Origin of the sequence: Kitasatospora hibisci (assembly GCF_043950205.1) — a bacterium.
GTDB lineage: Bacteria > Actinomycetota > Actinomycetes > Streptomycetales > Streptomycetaceae > Kitasatospora > Kitasatospora hibisci.
This window is the reverse complement of sequence record NZ_CP171642.1, coordinates 532,290-549,646: the sequence shown is the minus strand read 5'-3', so window position 1 is coordinate 549,646 and position 17,357 is coordinate 532,290. Positions and strand designations below refer to the sequence as shown.

At 74.9% G+C, this 17,357-nt stretch carries 16 protein-coding genes; 11 read left to right on the top strand and 5 right to left on the bottom strand.

Going from position 1 to position 17,357, the window contains the following annotated elements; translation table 11 throughout:
- Positions 1-324: 324 nt before the first annotated feature.
- From ACF9IK_RS02625 to ACF9IK_RS02615, 3 genes are all read left to right on the top strand, one after another.
- A complete protein-coding gene (locus ACF9IK_RS02625; protein ID WP_395292598.1) occupies positions 325-1,365 on the top strand; it encodes a substrate-binding domain-containing protein in 1,041 nt (346 codons plus the stop codon).
- A 98-nt stretch (positions 1,366-1,463) separates the two neighbouring features.
- Positions 1,464-3,149: a sugar ABC transporter ATP-binding protein gene (locus ACF9IK_RS02620; protein WP_395292597.1), complete on the top strand. Its 1,686-nt coding sequence runs from the start codon at positions 1,464-1,466 to the stop codon at positions 3,147-3,149.
- Positions 3,146-4,189, top strand: coding sequence for an ABC transporter permease (locus tag ACF9IK_RS02615; RefSeq protein ID WP_395292596.1), 1,044 nt, complete (start codon positions 3,146-3,148; stop codon positions 4,187-4,189). Before ACF9IK_RS02620 ends, ACF9IK_RS02615 begins: the two co-directional genes overlap by 4 nt.
- Before the next feature lie 308 nt (positions 4,190-4,497).
- Here ACF9IK_RS02615 and ACF9IK_RS02610 read toward each other — a convergent pair whose 3' ends face one another.
- A complete protein-coding gene (locus tag ACF9IK_RS02610) occupies positions 4,498-5,178 on the bottom strand; it encodes a histone deacetylase (RefSeq protein WP_395292595.1) in 681 nt (226 codons plus the stop codon).
- Between the two features lie 113 nt (positions 5,179-5,291).
- Positions 5,292-6,095, bottom strand: coding sequence for a CAP domain-containing protein (locus ACF9IK_RS02605; protein ID WP_395292594.1), 804 nt, complete (start codon positions 6,093-6,095; stop codon positions 5,292-5,294).
- A gap of 360 nt (positions 6,096-6,455) precedes the next feature.
- Between ACF9IK_RS02605 and ACF9IK_RS02600 the strand changes: the two genes are divergently transcribed.
- Positions 6,456-6,911 carry a VOC family protein gene (locus ACF9IK_RS02600; RefSeq protein ID WP_395292593.1) on the top strand — a complete coding sequence of 152 codons (456 nt, stop codon included), beginning with the start codon at positions 6,456-6,458 and terminating at the stop codon, positions 6,909-6,911.
- 27 nt (positions 6,912-6,938) lie between these two features.
- On the opposite strand, the gene ACF9IK_RS02595 is transcribed toward ACF9IK_RS02600, so the two are convergent.
- The gene (locus ACF9IK_RS02595; protein ID WP_395292592.1) at positions 6,939-7,241 is read right to left on the bottom strand and encodes a DUF1905 domain-containing protein; all 303 of its coding nucleotides are present in this window, start codon (positions 7,239-7,241) and stop codon (positions 6,939-6,941) included.
- 170 nt (positions 7,242-7,411) lie between these two features.
- Positions 7,412-8,713 carry an MFS transporter gene (locus tag ACF9IK_RS02590; protein ID WP_395292591.1) on the bottom strand — a complete coding sequence of 434 codons (1,302 nt, stop codon included), beginning with the start codon at positions 8,711-8,713 and terminating at the stop codon, positions 7,412-7,414.
- Positions 8,714-8,851: 138 nt separating this feature from the next.
- Here ACF9IK_RS02590 and ACF9IK_RS02585 point away from each other — a divergent pair, with 138 nt between their 5' ends.
- The 5 genes from ACF9IK_RS02585 (at position 8,852) to ACF9IK_RS02565 (ending at position 14,035) form a co-directional block, all read left to right on the top strand.
- Complete coding sequence (locus ACF9IK_RS02585; RefSeq protein WP_395292590.1) at positions 8,852-9,775, top strand: LysR family transcriptional regulator; 924 nt, start codon at positions 8,852-8,854, stop codon at positions 9,773-9,775.
- 380 nt (positions 9,776-10,155) lie between these two features.
- A complete protein-coding gene (locus tag ACF9IK_RS02580) occupies positions 10,156-11,043 on the top strand; it encodes an SIS domain-containing protein (protein WP_395292589.1) in 888 nt (295 codons plus the stop codon).
- 152 nt (positions 11,044-11,195) lie between these two features.
- On the top strand, positions 11,196-12,164 hold the full coding sequence (locus ACF9IK_RS02575; RefSeq protein WP_395298452.1) for an ROK family protein: 969 nt from the start codon (positions 11,196-11,198) through the stop codon (positions 12,162-12,164).
- The gene (locus tag ACF9IK_RS02570; RefSeq protein ID WP_395292588.1) at positions 12,161-13,084 is read left to right on the top strand and encodes a 1-phosphofructokinase family hexose kinase; all 924 of its coding nucleotides are present in this window, start codon (positions 12,161-12,163) and stop codon (positions 13,082-13,084) included. Before ACF9IK_RS02575 ends, ACF9IK_RS02570 begins: the two co-directional genes overlap by 4 nt.
- An 87-nt stretch (positions 13,085-13,171) precedes the next feature.
- Positions 13,172-14,035 carry a class II fructose-bisphosphate aldolase gene (locus ACF9IK_RS02565; RefSeq protein WP_395292587.1) on the top strand — a complete coding sequence of 288 codons (864 nt, stop codon included), beginning with the start codon at positions 13,172-13,174 and terminating at the stop codon, positions 14,033-14,035.
- A gap of 63 nt (positions 14,036-14,098) precedes the next feature.
- Here ACF9IK_RS02565 and ACF9IK_RS02560 read toward each other — a convergent pair whose 3' ends face one another.
- Positions 14,099-14,857, bottom strand: a complete 759-nt coding sequence (locus ACF9IK_RS02560) for a DeoR/GlpR family DNA-binding transcription regulator (RefSeq protein ID WP_395292586.1) — start codon at positions 14,855-14,857, stop codon at positions 14,099-14,101.
- 281 nt (positions 14,858-15,138) lie between these two features.
- On the opposite strand from ACF9IK_RS02560, the gene nagA reads away from it, so the two are divergent.
- On the top strand, positions 15,139-16,314 hold the full coding sequence (gene nagA / locus ACF9IK_RS02555; RefSeq protein WP_395292585.1) for an N-acetylglucosamine-6-phosphate deacetylase: 1,176 nt from the start codon (positions 15,139-15,141) through the stop codon (positions 16,312-16,314).
- Between the two features lie 107 nt (positions 16,315-16,421).
- Positions 16,422-17,336 carry a hypothetical protein gene (locus ACF9IK_RS02550; protein ID WP_395292584.1) on the top strand — a complete coding sequence of 305 codons (915 nt, stop codon included), beginning with the start codon at positions 16,422-16,424 and terminating at the stop codon, positions 17,334-17,336.
- The last annotated feature ends 21 nt before the right edge of the window (positions 17,337-17,357 follow it).

Sequence of the window (17,357 nt, the reverse complement as noted above, 5' to 3'; positions counted from 1 at the left end):
GGGGTTGGGGGAATGGTGAACCATTCCGTTCGTTTCTGTTGGAACGTCAAACAGAAAGCAACGCAGCATAGGCGCGCCCGGAGGCTGGACTCAAGGGGGCGGTCGCGGATCGGTCTCTCCGGCCGAATCGGCTGTTACATGGGAGAGTTGGCAAAATCGACCAGGTCATGTCACAGCTTGATCTCGGCGCGTCCGAGCCCTTGACGGCCGGGATGGGGGCGATGCGATATTTCACATCACGTTTGAACCTGTTGAGATCTGACTGTTCGTAGAGCGGGCCGGACATCCGTGACCCGCCGCCCGGCGCAGAGGAGCAACCCCCTGATGATCCGACGCACCACCGGCCGCGCCCCCGCCGGTCTCCTGCTCGCCCTGGGCCTCACCGCCGCCGGGTGCTCCACCGGACAGGAGGCCACGTCGGGCTCCCCGTCGGTCGCCCCGGTGGAGGGCAGGATCTCGATCACCTACCTGCAGAAGCAGGGCGACCAGGAGTACTTCGTCGGCGAGGCGGCCGGAGCCAAGGCGAAGGCCGCCGAACTCGGCGTCGACCTCAAGGTGGTGAACCTCGGCAACGACGCCAACAAGACCGTCAGCGAGGTTCAGGCGGCCATCGCGCAGAAGACCAACGGCGTGATCGTCGTGGTGCCCGACCCCGCGGTGGGGCCGCAGGTCGTCCAGACCGCCCGGGACGCGAAGATCGGCCTGCTCACCTCGGACGACCAGGTCTGCGCCACCGGCCCGGACCCGGCGTCCTGCGCCACGACCGACCTGGTGCCGCGGGTCGGGTTCAGCGGGGCCCAGATGGGCGGCGAGGTCGGCAAGCGGGCGGCCGAGGAGTACACCAAGGCCGGCTGGACCGCGGCCGACACCCGGATCATCGCGGCCTGGAAGCAGGACGTCACCGTCTGCGGGGACCGGGTCAAGGCGGCCAAGGAGGCCTTCGACGCCGCCGCCCCGGGCGTGCGCACCCTGGAGGTGGCGACCGACAACACCCCCACCGGCGCGCAGGACAAGGTCGCCGCGACGGTCACCGCGAACCCCGGCGTCAAGCACTGGGTCGTCTGGGGCTGCAACGACGAGAACGTGCACGGCGGGGTCACCGCGCTGCGCAACGCCGGCGTCGGCGCCGACGACGTGATCGGCGTCGGCCTCGGCGCCTACCTCGCCTGCAAGGACTGGGGCGGCACCCAGCCCACCGGCATGAAGGCCGCCCTCTACATCAACGGCCGGGACGTCGGCGCGCTCGCCGTCCAGACGATGTACGACAAGCTCAGGAACGGCAAGGAGATGCCCGCGGAGGTGTTCGCCAAGACCACCATGGTCGACGCCGCCACCTGGAAGAGCGCCGGGGTCAGCTGCAACTGACCGGTCCTCACTCGTGGCCGCCCCGGCCCCGAGCCGGGCGGCTGCCCGGCCGCCCGGCCGCACCGCCCTCCCGCCCGAAGCACCGAGGTGACCCAGCCGTGACCAGCGCGTCCCGCCCCACCGGAGACCACCACCCCACCGGCGCACCGCACCCGGTCGAGGACCGGCCGACCGAACCCCGTCCGACCGAACCCCGTCCGACCGGGGACGGGCCACGCACCGACCGGACCGGCACCGACCGGACCGGTGCCCGCCGCCCGACCGGCGGCGCCACCGGATTCGCGGACGTCAGCAAACACTTCGGCACCGTCCGGGCGCTCACCGATGTCACCCTCGACTTCCCGCCCGGCCGGGTCACCGCCCTCATGGGCGAGAACGGCGCCGGCAAGTCCACCCTGCTGAAGATCCTGACCGGGGACCACCGGCCCAGCAGGGGCCACGTCCTCATCGACGGCGAGCGCGTCGAACTCCGCTCGCCGACCCAGGCCCGGGCCCTCGGTATCCGGATCGTCCCGCAGGAGCCCGAGATCGTCCCGCACGTCTCGGTCGCCGAGAACGTCCACGTCGGCGCCCTGCCCACTGCCGCCGGCCGCCGGCTGGACCGCGCCGAGCTGCGCCGCCGCACCACCGCGGACCTGGAGCGGTTCGGCTTCTCCGGCCTGCTCGGCCCCGAGCTGCTCGGCTCCGACCTGACCGCCGCCCAGCGCCAACTGGTCGAGATCATGCGCGCCCTCACCGGCGAGGCCAAGCTGATCGCCTTCGACGAGCCCACCTCCTCGCTCTCCGAGCACGAGACGGAGGCCCTCTTCGCGCTCATCGACCGTCTGCGCTCCCGGGGCATCGCCGTCGTCTACGTCTCGCACCGCATGCGCGAGATCTTCCGGATCGCCGACCGGATCGCCGTGCTGCGCGACGGCGCCCTCGTGGGCGTGCAGCAAGCGAGCCGCACCACCGAGGGCGACCTGGTCCGCCAGATGGTCGGCCGCGACCTCTCCACCCTGTTCGAACGGCGCGAGGTCGCCACCGATCGCGTCGTGCTGGACGTCCGGGACCTCACCACCGACCACGTCCGCGGCGTCAACCTCACCGTCCGGGCGGGCGAGGTCGTCGGCCTGGCCGGCCTGGTCGGCGCCGGACGCTCCGAACTCGCCCTGGCCCTGGCCGGCGACCTGCCCGTGCGCAGCGGCGGCATCACCCTGGACGGCCGCCCGCTGCTGCCGGGCAGCCCCGGCAGGGCGGTCCGGGCCGGCCTCGGGCTCGCCCCCGAGGAGCGCAAGGACCAGGCCCTCTTCCTGCACCGGCCGATCCGGGAGAACACCTCCATCGCCGTACTGGAGCGCCTGCGCCGGCTGCGCTTCGTGCGCCGCTCCGCCGAGCGCGACCTCGCCCGGCAGTACGCCGACCGGCTGCGGGTGCGCACCCCGTCCATCGAACAGGAGGTCCGCACCCTGTCCGGCGGCAACCAGCAGAAGGTCGTCCTGGCCCGCTGGCTGGCCCGCAGGCCGAAGGTGCTCATCCTGGACGAGCCGACCCGCGGCATCGACGTGGGTGCCAAGGCCGAGATCTACAAGATCATCGCCGACCTGGCCGAACAGGGCGTCGCCCTCCTCGTCGTCTCCTCCGAGCTTCCCGAACTGCTCGGCCTCGCCGACCGGATCGTGGTCATGCAGGGCGGGCGGGTCACCGGCGAACTCAGCCGGGCCGAAGCCACCGAGGCCGCCGTCCTGAGACTCGCCATGGCCGACGACATCACCACCACGACCGCCTCCGGAGCCTCCTCATGACCAGTGCCGCCACCCCGCCGGCCGTCGAGAACCCTTCCAAGAGCACCGCACGCACCCGGCCCGCCGGCCCGTTCGGCGCCCTGGCCGGGCTCGGCGGCCAGAACCTCAGCCTGGTCGGCGCGCTCCTCGCGGTGCTCGCCGTGTTCGGGATCCTCAACGACAACTACCTGAGCTGGACCAACATCCAGGTCATCGCCGAGGCCGCCACCATCACCGGCCTGCTCGCCGTGGTGCAGACCGTGGTCATCATCTGCGGCGGCCTGGACATCTCGGTCGGCTCCCAGGCCGGCCTGGCCTCCGTGGTCAGCGCGATGGCCTTCACCTCGGCCGGCTCCAACGCCTTCGCCGGCACGGCCGTCGCGCTCGCGGTCGGCGCGCTGGTCGGACTCCTCAACGGCGCGGTGATCGTCTACGGGCGGGTCAACGCCACCATCGCGACCCTGGCCGGCCTCGCCGCCTACAAGGGCGTCGCGCAGCTGGTCTCCGACGGGCGGGCCCAGGGGTACGTGCTCAACGACGCGGTGTTCGTCTTCCTCGGCCGCGGGAGGATCGCGGGGCTGCCGGTGATGGTCTGGATCCTGATCCTGGCCGCGGCGGCGGTGCACGTGCTGCTGAAGTACACCGACATCGGCCGCAACCTCTACGCGATCGGCGGCAACGACACCGCCGCCCGGCTCGCCGGCATCGCGATCAACAAGTACCTGGTCGCGGTGTACGCCCTGATCGGTGTGGTCGCGGCGGTCGCGGGGATCCTGCTCACCGCCCGCACCGGCTCCGGCCAGCCGGTCTCCGGCAGCGAGGGGCTGGAGCTGAAGGCGATCACCGCGGCCGCGCTGGGCGGCTGCGCGCTCAAGGGCGGCAAGGGCGGGATCGGCGGCACGCTGCTTGCCGTCGCTCTGCTGGGCGCGCTGGAGAACGGGCTCACCGTGCAGGGCATCAACTCCTTCTGGCAGAACGTCGCCCAGGGGACGCTGCTGGTGGTGGCGGTGGTCGTCCAGCAGCGCCGCAGCGGCGACCGCGCCGTCGGCCTGCCGGGCTGACGGGCCGTCGCGGGCCGGCCGATCGTGAGGCCGGGCGGCCCGCAACCGTCCACGCGGACGACGACGTGGTGGTCGGCTGGTCGGCTGGTCGGCTGGTCGGCTGGTCGGCGGCGGAGTGCGGCTGCCGGCGCAGAGCGCCGACACCGGTGGCCGGCCGCGGCACGGCGCCGTGACCGAGGGCCGGGAGCTCTCCTGCACCGGGGACGGCTTCGTCCTCGTCCAGCCCGGCGAACCACGCCCGCCCCGGTGCCTCCCGGTGCATCCCGGCGCCGATCGGGTCCTGACGTCCGGGGCCGCCTGCCGGTGCGTCAGCCCACCGGTCCGGCGCCCTCCAGGGTCCGGCGTACGGCGTCCGCGGTCCAGTGCCCGGCCGCGCCCGGCCGGCTGCTGAGGTAGTCGGCGGCCCGACCCGGGCCCCAGCCGTGGGCCTCGGCCAGCCCGGCGGCGAGGTTGCGCAGGTAGGCGGCGGACGGCGGGTTCAGCACCGCCTCCGCCGGCGACCACGACGCGGTGAACGTCAGCACCGGCAGCCCGTCCAGGTCGCCCGGGCAGACCAGCGTCTCGTACCGGCCGGACCCGAGCCGCTCACGGCCGGTGGCGAGCACCGGCGAGAGGTCGAGGTCCTCCAGCGGATCCCGGCGCATCTCCTGCTGGGCGATGTCGCCGAACTGCTCGGCGGTCAGAAGGTAGGCGCGGGCCGGCATCTCCCCGTCCGCACCGGGGTCGTAGAACCCGGACCCGCCGGTCCACATCAGCGACAGCGAGGCGAAGTAGAGGACCCCGGGCAGTACCACGGCGACGCTGCGCCGCGGCGGCCGCCGGTCCCGCGCTCCCGGGCAGCTGCGCGCCCCGCCCACCGGCCGCCCGCCCCGCAGGTAGACGTTCAGCCGCTCGGCGTGCATGTTCGACCCGTACGCCGCGTACCAGACCAGCTCGGGCACCGCCGGGCGCTCCGCCTCCGGGCCGACGACCCGTCGAATCTCCACCACACCCCGGACGCTATCCGACCCCACCCCGGCCCCGCCTCCTCGGCGGGCCCGGGCCGGGTGCGCCCGGCGACGGCGGGGCAGCGGTTCGGCCGGGACCGCCCGGCGTGGCCGGGTCAGCCGGCGAACTCGTGCACGCCCCACCAGCCGCTGGAATCGTGGAAGAAGCCGACGCCGATCTCCTTGTAGCGGGGGTTGATCTGCGCGGCGTGGTGGCCCGGGGACCCGGTCCACATCTTCTGGAACTGGGCAGCGGCCTGTTCCCCGGTCATGGCGGCGTCGCCCCACATGACGATGCACTCGCCGGTGAGCGTCCGGCTCCCGGTCAGGCTGGGACCGGCACCCGAGGCGTTCTCCGAGTGGGCGAACCCGGTCTCGCGCATGTGCCGGGCCCAGTTCTCGGCGAAGGCCGTCAGATCGGCCTTCACCACCAGCGCCGGGACGCCGTTGCGGGCCCGCTCCTCGTTGATCAGTCGAAGGGAGAGCGCTTCGGCGCTGCCGGCCGAGCGGTCCGGCGCCGCGTTGCCGGTGCTCGGAGCGGTCCGGGGTGACGGCGTGGCGGCGACCGGACGGGGCGTGGCAGCGGCAGGAGTCTTGGCGGCCGGGCCCGGCGAGGCCTTGGTGGCCGCCGCGGTCGGGGTACTCGCGGGCTTCGACGGGGTGGCCGTCACGGGCGTCGTGGCCGACGCGGTCGCGGTCGCGGTCGCCGTCGTGGGAGGGCCGGCGGAGGCGGTCGCCGACGGTGCGGAAGCCGGATCCGCGGACGGGAGGCCGCCGACGGGTGCCACCGCCGCGGCCACCGCACCGGACCTGTCCGAGGCCTGTGTGCCGGCCTCCGGGCCGCACGCGCTCGCTGCGGCTGCCACGACACCGACCGCCACGACAAGGGCCAGCCCCTGCCGGCGACGTATGGACTGCATGAGCACACGGACTCCTCGTTCTCAACCGGCGGCCCGGTAGGGCGTCGCGGCTCTCCCACCGCGTCCGCGCCACCCGGCCGGCCGACGCGTCATGCGCCGACATCACAGGAGATCCGTCAGACCGGACGGGGATAACGCAAATTGATCGCACGCATCGCAGGACAAGCCCGCCCTCGGCCGGAAGCGGTCGAGTCGGCACACGAAGGCCCGGGCGAGCACTCTGGTCGCGCCGGCTGGTCCGGACGGGGAGGCCGGGGGCGGACTGCGCCCCCGGACCACTCGGCACGAGCCGGACCGGCGCACGGCGGAACCCGACGTGGACGAGTCGATGCCGTCGGAGCCGCGTGCCATCCTCCGGGTATGGAGACGACACCGCAGCTGGTGATCGACTGCGCCGACCCGCGCAGGCTGGTGGGCTTCTGGGCCGGTGCTCTGGGGTACGTGCCGGAGCCTCCGCTGGGCGGCCACGCCACGTGGCGGGAGTACTGGGCGGACCTGGGCGTGCCCGCGGAGGAGTTGCCGGCCGGGGTTGGGGAGACGCCGGAGTCGATCGTCGACCCGGCGGGGCGGGGACCGCGGATCTGGTTCCAGCAGGTCCCGGAGCCGAAGGTCACCAAGAACAGGCTGCACCTCGACCTGAGGGTGGGCGGAGGGCGTGAGGTTCCGCTGGAGACCCGCATCCAGCGGGTCACCGCCAAGATGGAAGGGCTCACCGAGGCCGGTGCCACCGTGCTGCGGATCATGGACAAGCCGGACACGGCGTACTACGCCGTCGTCCTGCAGGACCCCGAGGGCAACGAGTTCTGCGTCGTCTAGGCCGGTGGGGGCACGGCCGTCCGGACGTCAGACGTCCAGCAGCTCGACGGTCACCGACGCGGTGTCACCCGGCTCCAGGCCTTCGGCCTTGCGGACGGCGCGCTTGACCGGCAGTACGTAGCAGCCGCGTGCGCTGTCCGGAAAGATCGAGGTGAGCCAGGTGCTGCCGCCGACGGTGACCTGCACGCGCCGCGAGCCGAAGCCGCGCGGCGGCCCGCCGGGATGGTCCCGGATCTCCTCGGACGCCTCGGCGGGCAGACTGACGAACGTCCAGCTGTCGGACCGCCGGGCGTCCCAGATCCACAGCTCGGCATCGAATTCGAAGCGCACGCCACCAGCATGGCACGCGGCACGGACAACGGGCCGGCGCGGGTTCGCGGCCGGGGGCCCGTCCTCGTCCGGACGTGGCTGCTGTTCCCGGTGGGCGCGGCCCCGCTGCTCACCGTGATCGTCCACGACCTCTCGCCCGGGCCGGAGCGCGGCGCCACCGGGCGGCCCCTTCACCGGGCCGTCCGGTCGGTCGTGCGTCCGGGGGCGTCCCGATCCGCCGCGTCGCCTGGCGCCCGGTCCGCGCCCGGCTCCCGCCGGGGCAGCAGGAGAGGCGTCGCCAGCGCCAGCAGACCCGCGATCGCGATCGCGGCGCGCGGGCCGGCCACGGCGGCCAGCACCCCCCAGAGCGCGGTGAACGCCGCGATGACGGCCTTTCCGGTGACGGACCAGGCCGCGAGGGTGCGGGCGAGCCGGTCCGAGGGTGTGCGGTCGAGCCGGTGGGTGGCGAGCACGGGGTTGAAGACGCCCACGCAGAGGATCAGCCCGAACTCGACCGCCATCACGAGCAGCAGCCCGCCCGGGCCCGGTCCGACGAAGGCCAGGCCGGGCAGCCAGCACACCCGCAGCACCCCGGCGGTGCGCAGGACCCGGTGCCGGCCGAACCGGGTGACCAGCCGCCCGGCCAGCCGCGAGCCGACCAGCCCGCCGACGCACGGCACGGCGAAGGCGAGCCCGTACTGCCAGGGAGCGAAGCCGAGTCCGCCGAGCATCAGGACGGCGAGCGGCGGCTCCGCCGCCATGATCAGGCCGTTCACCAGGACGGTGTTGAGGAACAGCGGCCGCAGCACCGGATCGGTGAGCAGGTGGCGCCACCCCTCGGCCAGGCCGGCGGGGCGCAGGAGCGGGGCCGTCGGACGGTCGGGTTGCGGCTCCCGGCCGCCGATGGCCCGCAGGCCCAGGGCGGAGAGCAGGTAGCTCACCGCGTCGGCGGCGACGGCCGCCACCGGGCCGAACAGGCCGGCCGCGGCGCCGCCCAGCGGTGGTCCGAGGACGGTGGTGGTCCAGGCCGTCGATTCGAACCTCGCGTTCGCGCGGAGCCGGTCGGCCGGTGGGACGAGCGCCTTGAGGTGGGCGCCGGAGGCCGCACCGAAGGCGATGTCGGCGGCGGCGACGACCACCGCCACAACCAGCAGTTGGGAGAAGCCGAGCAGGTCGAGCGCGTAAGCGGCCGGGACGCTGATCAGTGCCGCGAACCGCACGGCGTCCATCGCGACCATCACCGGCCGCTTCCGGCGGAACTCCACCCACGGCCCGAGCGGGACCGCCACGAGGGCGCCCACGGCGGCTCCGGCGGCCGCCAGGACCGCGACCCGCTCCGGGCCGACGTGCAGGACCTGCAGCGCCACCAGCGGAAATGCGTTGAAGGCCAGCCGGGTGCCGAGCGCACTGACCGCGTACGCCGCCCACAGCCACCGGAACGGCCGGCCCAGGGACGCCCCTGCCCCCCGTCGTCCTCCAGCCGTCTCCGCCACGCCATCCCGCCTCTCGCCCGTCGCCGCCGACCGGCATCAAAGCGAGCCGGGGGGCCCGAGGGCAAACAACCGCCCGGCGGCCCTGACACAACCGATGGTTGTGTCACCAGGGTCGAGACGCACCCTAGGCTGGCGGGCATGGACCTCGAAGCCGTACGCACCTTCGTCGCGGTCGTGGACTCGGGCCGGTTCCAGGAGGCCGCGGCGGACCTGTCGGTCACCCAGCAGGCCGTCTCCAAACGCATCGCGGTGCTGGAGAAGGAGCTCGGCGTGCGTCTGTTCACCCGCACCGCGCGCGGCGCCCGGCTCACCGTCGACGGCCAGGCGTTCCTGCCGCACGCCCGCGAGCTGCTGCGGGCGGCGGAGCGGGCCGCGGACTCGGTCCGACCGGGCCGCCGGGCGCTGCGCGTCGACGTGCTCGGCTCCCGGCTCGCGCCCTCGGCGCTGCTGCGCGAGTTCCACCGGGCGCACCCGGACGTCGACCTCGACGTGGTGACCCTGTTCGACGCCGCGACGGCGCTCGCCGAGGTCGCCGCGGGCACGATCGACGCGACCTTCCGCGCCGTGACCGCGCCCGGCCTCCAGTTGCCCGACGGCATCGAGGCGGCCCCGGCGCTGGACGAGCCGCACGAACTCCTCACCGGACCGGGCCACGCGCTGGCCGACGCCCGTTCGGTGACCCCGGCCGGGCTGCTCGGGCACCGGATCTGGATCCCCGGCATCGTCCCGGGGACGGAATGGGCCGCCTACTACGACGACCTCGCCGCCGCGTTCGGGCTCCGCATCGAGTCGACCGGCCCCAACTTCGGCATCGAGGGCCTGCTGGAGGTGGTCGCCGACTCGACGACCCTGGCCAGCCTGGTCGGCGCGCAGACCAGGCTCGTCTGGCCCGCCGGCTGCGACCTCCGGCGTATCCCGGTGCTCGACCCGACCCCCGTCTACCCGCACTACCTGCTCTGGCACCGCGACAACGCCCACCCGGCCCTGGCCCTGCTCCGCCGCCACCTCGCGGTGCCGTCGTCCGGTCCGCGGCCGGTCTGGAAGCCGGACTGGGCGAACTGACCGGGTCGGGCCCGGGCCGGGGCGCGTCGGGCCGGTCCTGGTCCTCGGCGGCGAGGCCGGGGCCGGGCCTGGGCGGACGCCGTGCGTGGTGTTCGCCGACACCGGCATCAACCCGGGGACGCACGCCGGGCGGGACACCGTGACCAGGGCACCCGGCGAGCTGACGGAGAGAGCCCTGGCCGACCAGCAGGGCGCGGTCTGCCGCCGAGGCCCTTCGCCGGCCGCCCCCGCCGCGTCTGCCCCGGGAGTGCGCAGACGTCGCGCGATGTCGCACCTTCGCGCAGAGATCTGCGCATCATGCTTCCACGCCATGTTCAAAGATGCTTGAATCGGGCGCAAAGAGATCAGTTATCGGCAAGCACTCACGATGGAGGTGGCCGATGGCGACCCATGTCGAGGCCGAGATCGCCAGCCAGCCGGACTGCTGGCGCCGAGCGGCGGAGCTCGCCCGGGCCGACTGCCCGGCGCTGCCCGAACACGGCGAGCGGGTGGCGGTCGTCGGCTGCGGGACGTCGCTGTTCATGGGCCAGGCCTACGCCGGGCTCCGGGAGACGGCCGGACGCGGCCTCACCGATGCCTTCGCCGCCTCCGAGTTCCCGGGCGTCCGTTCCTACGACCGGGTGCTCGCCCTCACCCGTTCCGGTACCACCACCGAAGTGCTGACCCTGCTGGACGGGCTGCGCGGGCGCATCCGCACCTCCGCGATCACCGCCGACCCGGACACCCCGGTGGCGGGCGCGGCCGACGACCTCGCCGTCCTGGACTTCGCCGACGAGCGGTCCGTGGTCCAGACCCGGTTCGCCACCACCGCGCTCACCCTGCTCCGCGCCCACCTGGGCCTGCACACCGAGGCGGTCGAGGCGGACGGGCGGCGCGCGCTGGCCGAACCGCTGCCCGAAGGCCTTACGGGCTGCACCCAGTTCACCTTCCTCGGCACCGGCTGGACCGTCGGCCTGGCCAACGAGGCCGGGCTGAAGCTGCGCGAGGCGGCGCTCGCCTGGAGCGAGGCGTACCCGGCGATGGAGTACCGGCACGGGCCGATCAGCATCGCCGCGCCGTCCACCACGACCTGGATGCTCGGCACGGCTCCGGCCGGCCTCGCCGAGCAGGTGCGGGGGACCGGCGCGCGCTGGATCGAGGACGGGCTGGACCCGCTGGCCGACCTCGTCCGGGTCCACCGGCTGGCCGCGGCCCTCGCCGCCGCGAAGGGCCTGGACCCGGACCGGCCGAGGCACCTCACCCGCTCCGTGGTCCTCAGCGGCGCATGAGCGTGCGCCGTGCACCGATGGACCGCGGCCGGGGCGCCGGCCCCGTCCCCTCGACCGGGGCTCGTTCCGTGGCCGGTTCCGTGCGGGCCGACCTGACGGGCACTCGGCGCGCCGAGGCCGGGCGCGTCCGGCACGGGCGCACCGTCGGGCACCTGGTCGTCGCCGTGGACGTCGGCGGCACCGGGATCAAGGCGGCGCTGCTCGACCGCGAGGCCGCCGTCCGTCACCGCGCACACCGGGCCACCGGGCGCGAAAGCGGCCCCGAGGCCGTCGTCGAAACGATCGTGGCGGTGGTCGCCGAACTGCTCCGGCAGGCCGAACGGCAGGGCGCCGAGGTCGACGCCGTCGGCCTCGCCGTCCCCGGCATCGTCGACGAGACCACCGGCACCGGGGTCCACTCGACCACCATCGGCTGGCGCGACGTCCCCTTCCGCGAGCTGCTGGCCGATCGCACCGGCCTACCGGTCGCCGTCACCCACGACGTACGGGCCGGCGGCACGGCCGAGGCACGGCTCGGCGCCGGGCGCGGTGCGGAGCGCTTCCTCTTCGTTCCGGTCGGCACGGGCATCGCGGCCGCCGTGATGACCGGCGGACGCGCCGAGCCGGGCGCGCACCACCGGGCCGGTGAGATCGGCCACCTGGTGGTCCGCCCCGGCGGGGAGGAGTGCGCCTGCGGGGCGCTCGGCTGTGCGGAGACCTACGCCTCGGCCGCCGCCGTGGCCCGCCGCTACGCCGGAGCCACCGGGCGGCGGTGCCCCGCGGAGGAGGTGGCCCGGCTGGCGGCCGCGGGTGACCGGGCGGCGCGCGCGGTGTGGGCCGAGGCGGTGGACGCCCTGGCCGACGCACTGGCGACGGCCGCCCTCGTACTGGACCCTCCGCTGGTCGTGCTCGGCGGCGGGCTGGCCGAGTCCGGCCGCCTGCTGCTCGACCCGCTGGCCGCGGCGCTGGCGGCCCGCGCCCGGATCCTGGTCCCGCCGCGCCTGGTCCCCGCCGCACTCGGCTCGGCCGCCGGCTGCCTGGGCGCCGGTCTGGGGGCCCTGGACGCGGCGGTCGGCGCTCACCCTGCACCCGCCCCGACACCCGGCCCCGCCCCGACACCGGGACGGACCACGGCGCCGTGATCGTGACCGTCACCCCCAACCCTGCGCTGGACGTCACCTACGCCGTGCCCGCGCTGCGTCCGCACACCACCCACCGGGTGGACGCCGTCCACGAACAGGCCGGCGGCAAGGGCGTGAACGTCGCCCGCGTGCTGCACACCCTAGGCCGTCCGACCACCGCGCTGTTGCCGCTGGGCGGGCCCACCGGCGACGTCGTCCGCGCCGAGCTGGACCGGTCCGGCCTCCCGTACCTGTCGGTCCCGCTCCGCTCCCGCGCCGCCACCCGGCGCACCGTCACCGTCGTCGACGAGGCCGACGCGACCGTCCTCAACGAGCCCGGGCCGGAGCTCACCGCCGAGGACTGGGCGGCGGTCCTGGCGGGTGCCGCGGGCCTGCTGCCCGCCGCCCGCGCCCTGGTGCTCTCCGGCAGCCTGCCCCGCGGCCTGCACCCGGGCGCTTACGGGGACCTGGTCCGCCTCGCCCACCGGCACGGCGTCCCGGTCGTCCTCGACGCCGGCGGGGCCGCGCTCACCGAGGCGCTGGCGGCCCGGCCGACGCTGGTCAAGCCCAACGCGGCCGAGCTGCGGGACGCCACCGGGATCGCCGACCCGCTCGCCGCCGCCCGGGTCCTGGCGGACGGCGGCGCCCGGGCGGTGGTCGCCTCGCTCGGGCCCGCCGGCCTGCTGGCCGTCACGCCGGGCGGCGCCTGGCACGCCGGCCTGCCCGAAGGGCGCGCCGTGCGCGGGGGCAACCCGACCGGCGCGGGAGACGCAGCGGTGGCCGCGCTCGCCGCGGCGCTCGCCGGCGGCAGCCCGTGGCCGCAGACGCTCGCCGAGGCGGTCGCGCTGTCGGCCGCGGCCGTCCGGGCGCCGTACGCGGGCCACTTCGACCGGCAGGCGTACCTGTACGACCTTCCCCTGGTCCGGCTCCGCCCGGTCTGACCCGCACTTCCCGCGAGGGCTCCGCCGGAGCCCGCACGAACGCAGCGCCGCGTTCGCCCCGGAACCCTCACACCCTCAGGAGAGCACATGCCCCTGGCAGCCACCGGTGACCTGGTCGGCCGGGCCGCAGCCCGGCGCGGCGCCGTCGCCGCCTTCAACGTCATCACCCTGGAGCACATCGAGGCCGTCGTCGCCGCGGCCGAGGCCGCCGGTTCCCCGGTGATCCTCCAGATCAGCGAGAACGCCGTGCGCTACCACGGCGGCCGGCCGGGCCCGCTGGCCGCCGCGGCGGTGCGGTCCGCCGAGCCGAGCACCGTCCCGGTGGCGCTCCACCTGGACCACGTGACGAGTGGCGGGCTGCTCCGTCAGGCCGCTGACTGCGGGTTCAGCTCGGTGATGTTCGACGCCGCGCACCTGCCGTACGAGGAGAACGTCGCCGCCACCCGCGCGGCCGCCGCCTGGGCGCACGGCGCGGGGCTCTGGCTGGAGGCCGAACTCGGCGAGGTCGGCGGCAAGGACGGCCGGGGACCGCTGGACGCGCACGCGCCCGGGGCCCGGACCCGGCCGGAGGAGGCCCGGCACTTCGTCGCCGAGACCGGTGTGGACGCCCTCGCCGTCGCCATCGGCAGCACGCACGCCATGACCTCCCGCGACGCCCGGCTCGACCACACCCTGCTCGCCGAGCTGGACGTGGCGCTGGACGTCCCGCTCGTCCTGCACGGCTCCTCCGGCGTCCCGGACGACGAGCTGCGGCGGGCCGTCGGCGGCGGCATCACCAAGGTCAACATCGGCACGGCGCTGAGCATCGCGATGACGGCCGCCGTCCGCGCCCACCTCGCCGTCGACGAGCGCGCCGTCGACCCGCGCGGCTACCTCGCCGCCGGGCGCGGCGCCGTCACCGAGGCCGCCGCCCGCCTCCTGCCGACCATCGCGGCCGCCCCCGTCGGATGAGCCGTCCGGTGGGGGCCGCGCCGTCCGACGCAGCCGGCCGGGGGCGCACCCGTCCCGGCGCCGTCAGGCGCGGCGGACCCGCACCCCGCAGGCGGTGAAGGCCTTCTCCTGGGCATCCGTCAGGCCGTCGTCCGTCACCAGGTCGTGGACCTCTGTGAGCGGGCAGATCCGCGCGAAGGTGACCCTGCCCGCCTTGGTGCTGTCGGCCAGGACGACGGCGCGGGCGCTGCTGCGCAGGAACGCCCGGTCGGTCTGGGCCTCCATCTCGTCGTGCGTGGTGCAGCCCTCCTCGGCCGTCAGGCCGTCCACCCCGATGAAGGCGACGTCCAGGTGGTACTGGGAGAGCATCCGGTCGGCGGCCGGGCCGACCAGCTCGTAGCTCGCGGCGCGGGCGATGCCGCCGATCACCACCAGCCGCACCTCGGGGCGGACGATCAGGTCCGCGGCGACGTTCACCGCGTTGGTCACCACGGTGATGCCGCCGCGTTCGGCCAGCACCCGGGCCAGCTCGCTGGTGGTGGTGCCGCCGCTGAGGCCCACCACCGCGCCGTCCGGCACGAGTTCGGCGGCGGCCTGGGCGATCCTGCGCTTCTCCTCGCGCTGCTTCCCGCTGCGGTGGCGCAGCGGCAGTTCGAGGTTGACCGGGCCCGTCACCGCGCCGCCGCGCGTGCGGTGCAGCAGCCCCTGCTCATGGAGTTCCTGGAGATCCCGGCGGACGGTCGCGGTCGAGACGCCCAGGAGCCCGGCGAGCGCGTGCACATCGGCGCTCCCGGCTGCGGTGACGTGCGCAAGTATCCGGGCGGAGCGATCAGCTTTGAGCATGCCGCGAGTCTAAACCCGCAACGGGCTTGTACGGCCGGCTCGGACCGGATCGGCCCGGTAGCAGGGGGTTCTGGGCCCGGTTCGGGGCCCGGGTCAGGGCTCCGAGGGGCTGGCCTTGCGCTCGAAGATGACTATGATGGCAAGTCTTCAAGCAACTTCACTCAGCCGATCCCCGCGAAACTGCTCCCGGGCGTCGTCCCCTACCGAACCGGACGCGCGCGCCCGTGCGGAAGCACGCCTGCCCGTCCAGATGCCCGTACACGAGCCCAGGGGGTGGCCGCGTGACTGTCGCGGACCGTACTGCACTGTCCGGCGCCCGGTTGGTCCTGCCGTCCGGGGTGGTCGAGGGCGGCCGTCTGGTGGTGGAGGGCGCGGTGGTGGCCGGTGTCGGCGGCCCGGTGGCGCCGGGGGACCTGGACCTGTCGGGGTTCACGGTGGTGCCGGGGTTCGTGGACCTGCACGTGCACGGTGGTGGTGGTGCGTCGTACGCGTCGGGGATCGCGGAGGAGGCGCTGCGGGTGGCGCGCACGCACCTGGAGCACGGTACGACGACGACGATGGCCTCGACGGTGACCGGGGAGATCGACGAGGTGGCGCGGCAGGCGGCGGTGCTGTCGGAGCTGGTGGAGGACGGCGTGCTGGCCGGGATCCACTTCGAGGGGCCGTTCATCTCGCACAACCGGTGCGGTGCGCACCGTCCGGATCTGTTGCGGGATCCGGATCCGGCTCTGGTGCGCAAGCTGGTGGACGCGGCGCGGGGGCGGGCGCGGATGGTGACGCTGGCGCCGGAGCTGCCGGGTGGGCTGGAGTCGGTGCGGATGCTGGCGGAGCTGGGGGTGGTGGCCGCGGTGGGGCACACCGATGCGGACTACGGGCGGACGCTGGAGGCGGTGGAGGCGGGGGCGACGGTGGCGACGCACCTGTTCAACGCGATGCCGGCGATCGCGCACCGGGCGCCCGGGCCGATCGTGGCGCTGCTGGAGGACGAGCGGGTCACGGTGGAGCTGATCAACGACGGGGTGCATCTGCATCCGTCGGTGCTCGATCTGGCGTACGGGACGGCGGGGGCGGAGAGGGTCGCGCTGATCACGGACGCGATGGGGGCGGCGGGGATGGGCGACGGGCTCTACCCGCTCGGCCCGCTCCAGGTCGAGGTCAAGGACGGCGTCGCGATGCTCGCCGACGGCAGCTCCATCGCGGGCTCCACGCTCACCCTGGACGTGGCCTTCAAACGGTCGGTCACCGTCAACGGGCTGACGCTCGGCCAGGCCGTCGAGTCGCTCTGCGCCGCCCCGGCGTGGCTGCTCGGCCTCGCCGACCGGGTCGGCTCGCTGGAGCCCGGCAAGCAGGCCGACCTGGTCGTGGTCGACTCGGCGGGCTACGACCTGGTGGCCGTGATGCGCCGCGGCGAGTGGGTCGTCGGCGGCGAGGCGTTCGCCCGGGTGGCGGCGGCCTGACGCACCGACGGCGGACTCGCGGCACGGCCCGGGCCGGAGCCCACCGACCGACCTCACACCGACCCCGCTGGTGGGAGCATCCCCACCTCGAACATAGGGTCTGGTGCATGAAGTTCTTCCGGTCCAAGCCCTCGGTCCAATTCGACCCCCATCTGACCGCGCTGACGGTCGACCAGGCCGACTACCTGCGCGGCCTGGTGCGCCAGTTCCACGCCGGCCTCCCGCAGGTCGTCGTCGAGGGCGACTCCCTCCGCGCCCCGCAGGGCACCAGGCCGCTGTACAACCTCGCCGAGCTCTGCCGCCGCGCCGACCCGCGCGAGTGGCCCCGTCTGGTGGAGCACCACTTCCGGGCCCTGGACGGCGCCGTGGACGCCACGCCGCAGGGCTCCGACGAGATCCTCCGTGCGGTCGTCCTGCGCCTGGTGGCCGACGACGCCTTCCCGCCCGCTGCGGCGGCGTCGTTCAGCTACGTCCGCCCGGTCGCCGCCGGGTTGCTGGAGGCCCTCGCGCTGGACCTCCCCGAGGCCGTCCGGATGCTCGACGACCCGTTCGTCGCCGAGGTGGGGCTGGAACGGCTGCGTACCGCCGGCCGCGCCAACCTGCTCCGGGAGCCGGTCGAGTACGACACCGCCCAGGGCCAGACCGGCGCGGCGATGCACATCGTGTCCGGCGAGTCGATGTTCGTGGCCAGCAAGGCGCTCGTCCTCGACGAGCTCGCCCGCACCCTGACCGGGCGTGAACTCCCGCCCGAGGGGGCTCTGTTCACCGTCCCGAGCCGTCACTACCTGGTCTTCCACCCGCTGCTGGACGCCCGGGCCGTGGACGCGGTGAACGACCTCGCCGCCTTCGGCCTCGGCGCCTACCAGGACAACCCCGGCCCGCTCTCGCCCCGCCTCTACTGGTGGCACCAGGGCGTCGTGACCTCGCTGACCGTGATCGACGATGCCACCCGATCGTTCTCGGTCGCCCCGCCCGAGGAGCTGATGGCGATCCTGCGGCGCCTGCACGCCGCCGGCGTCTGACGCGCCCGCACACCCAGGGCC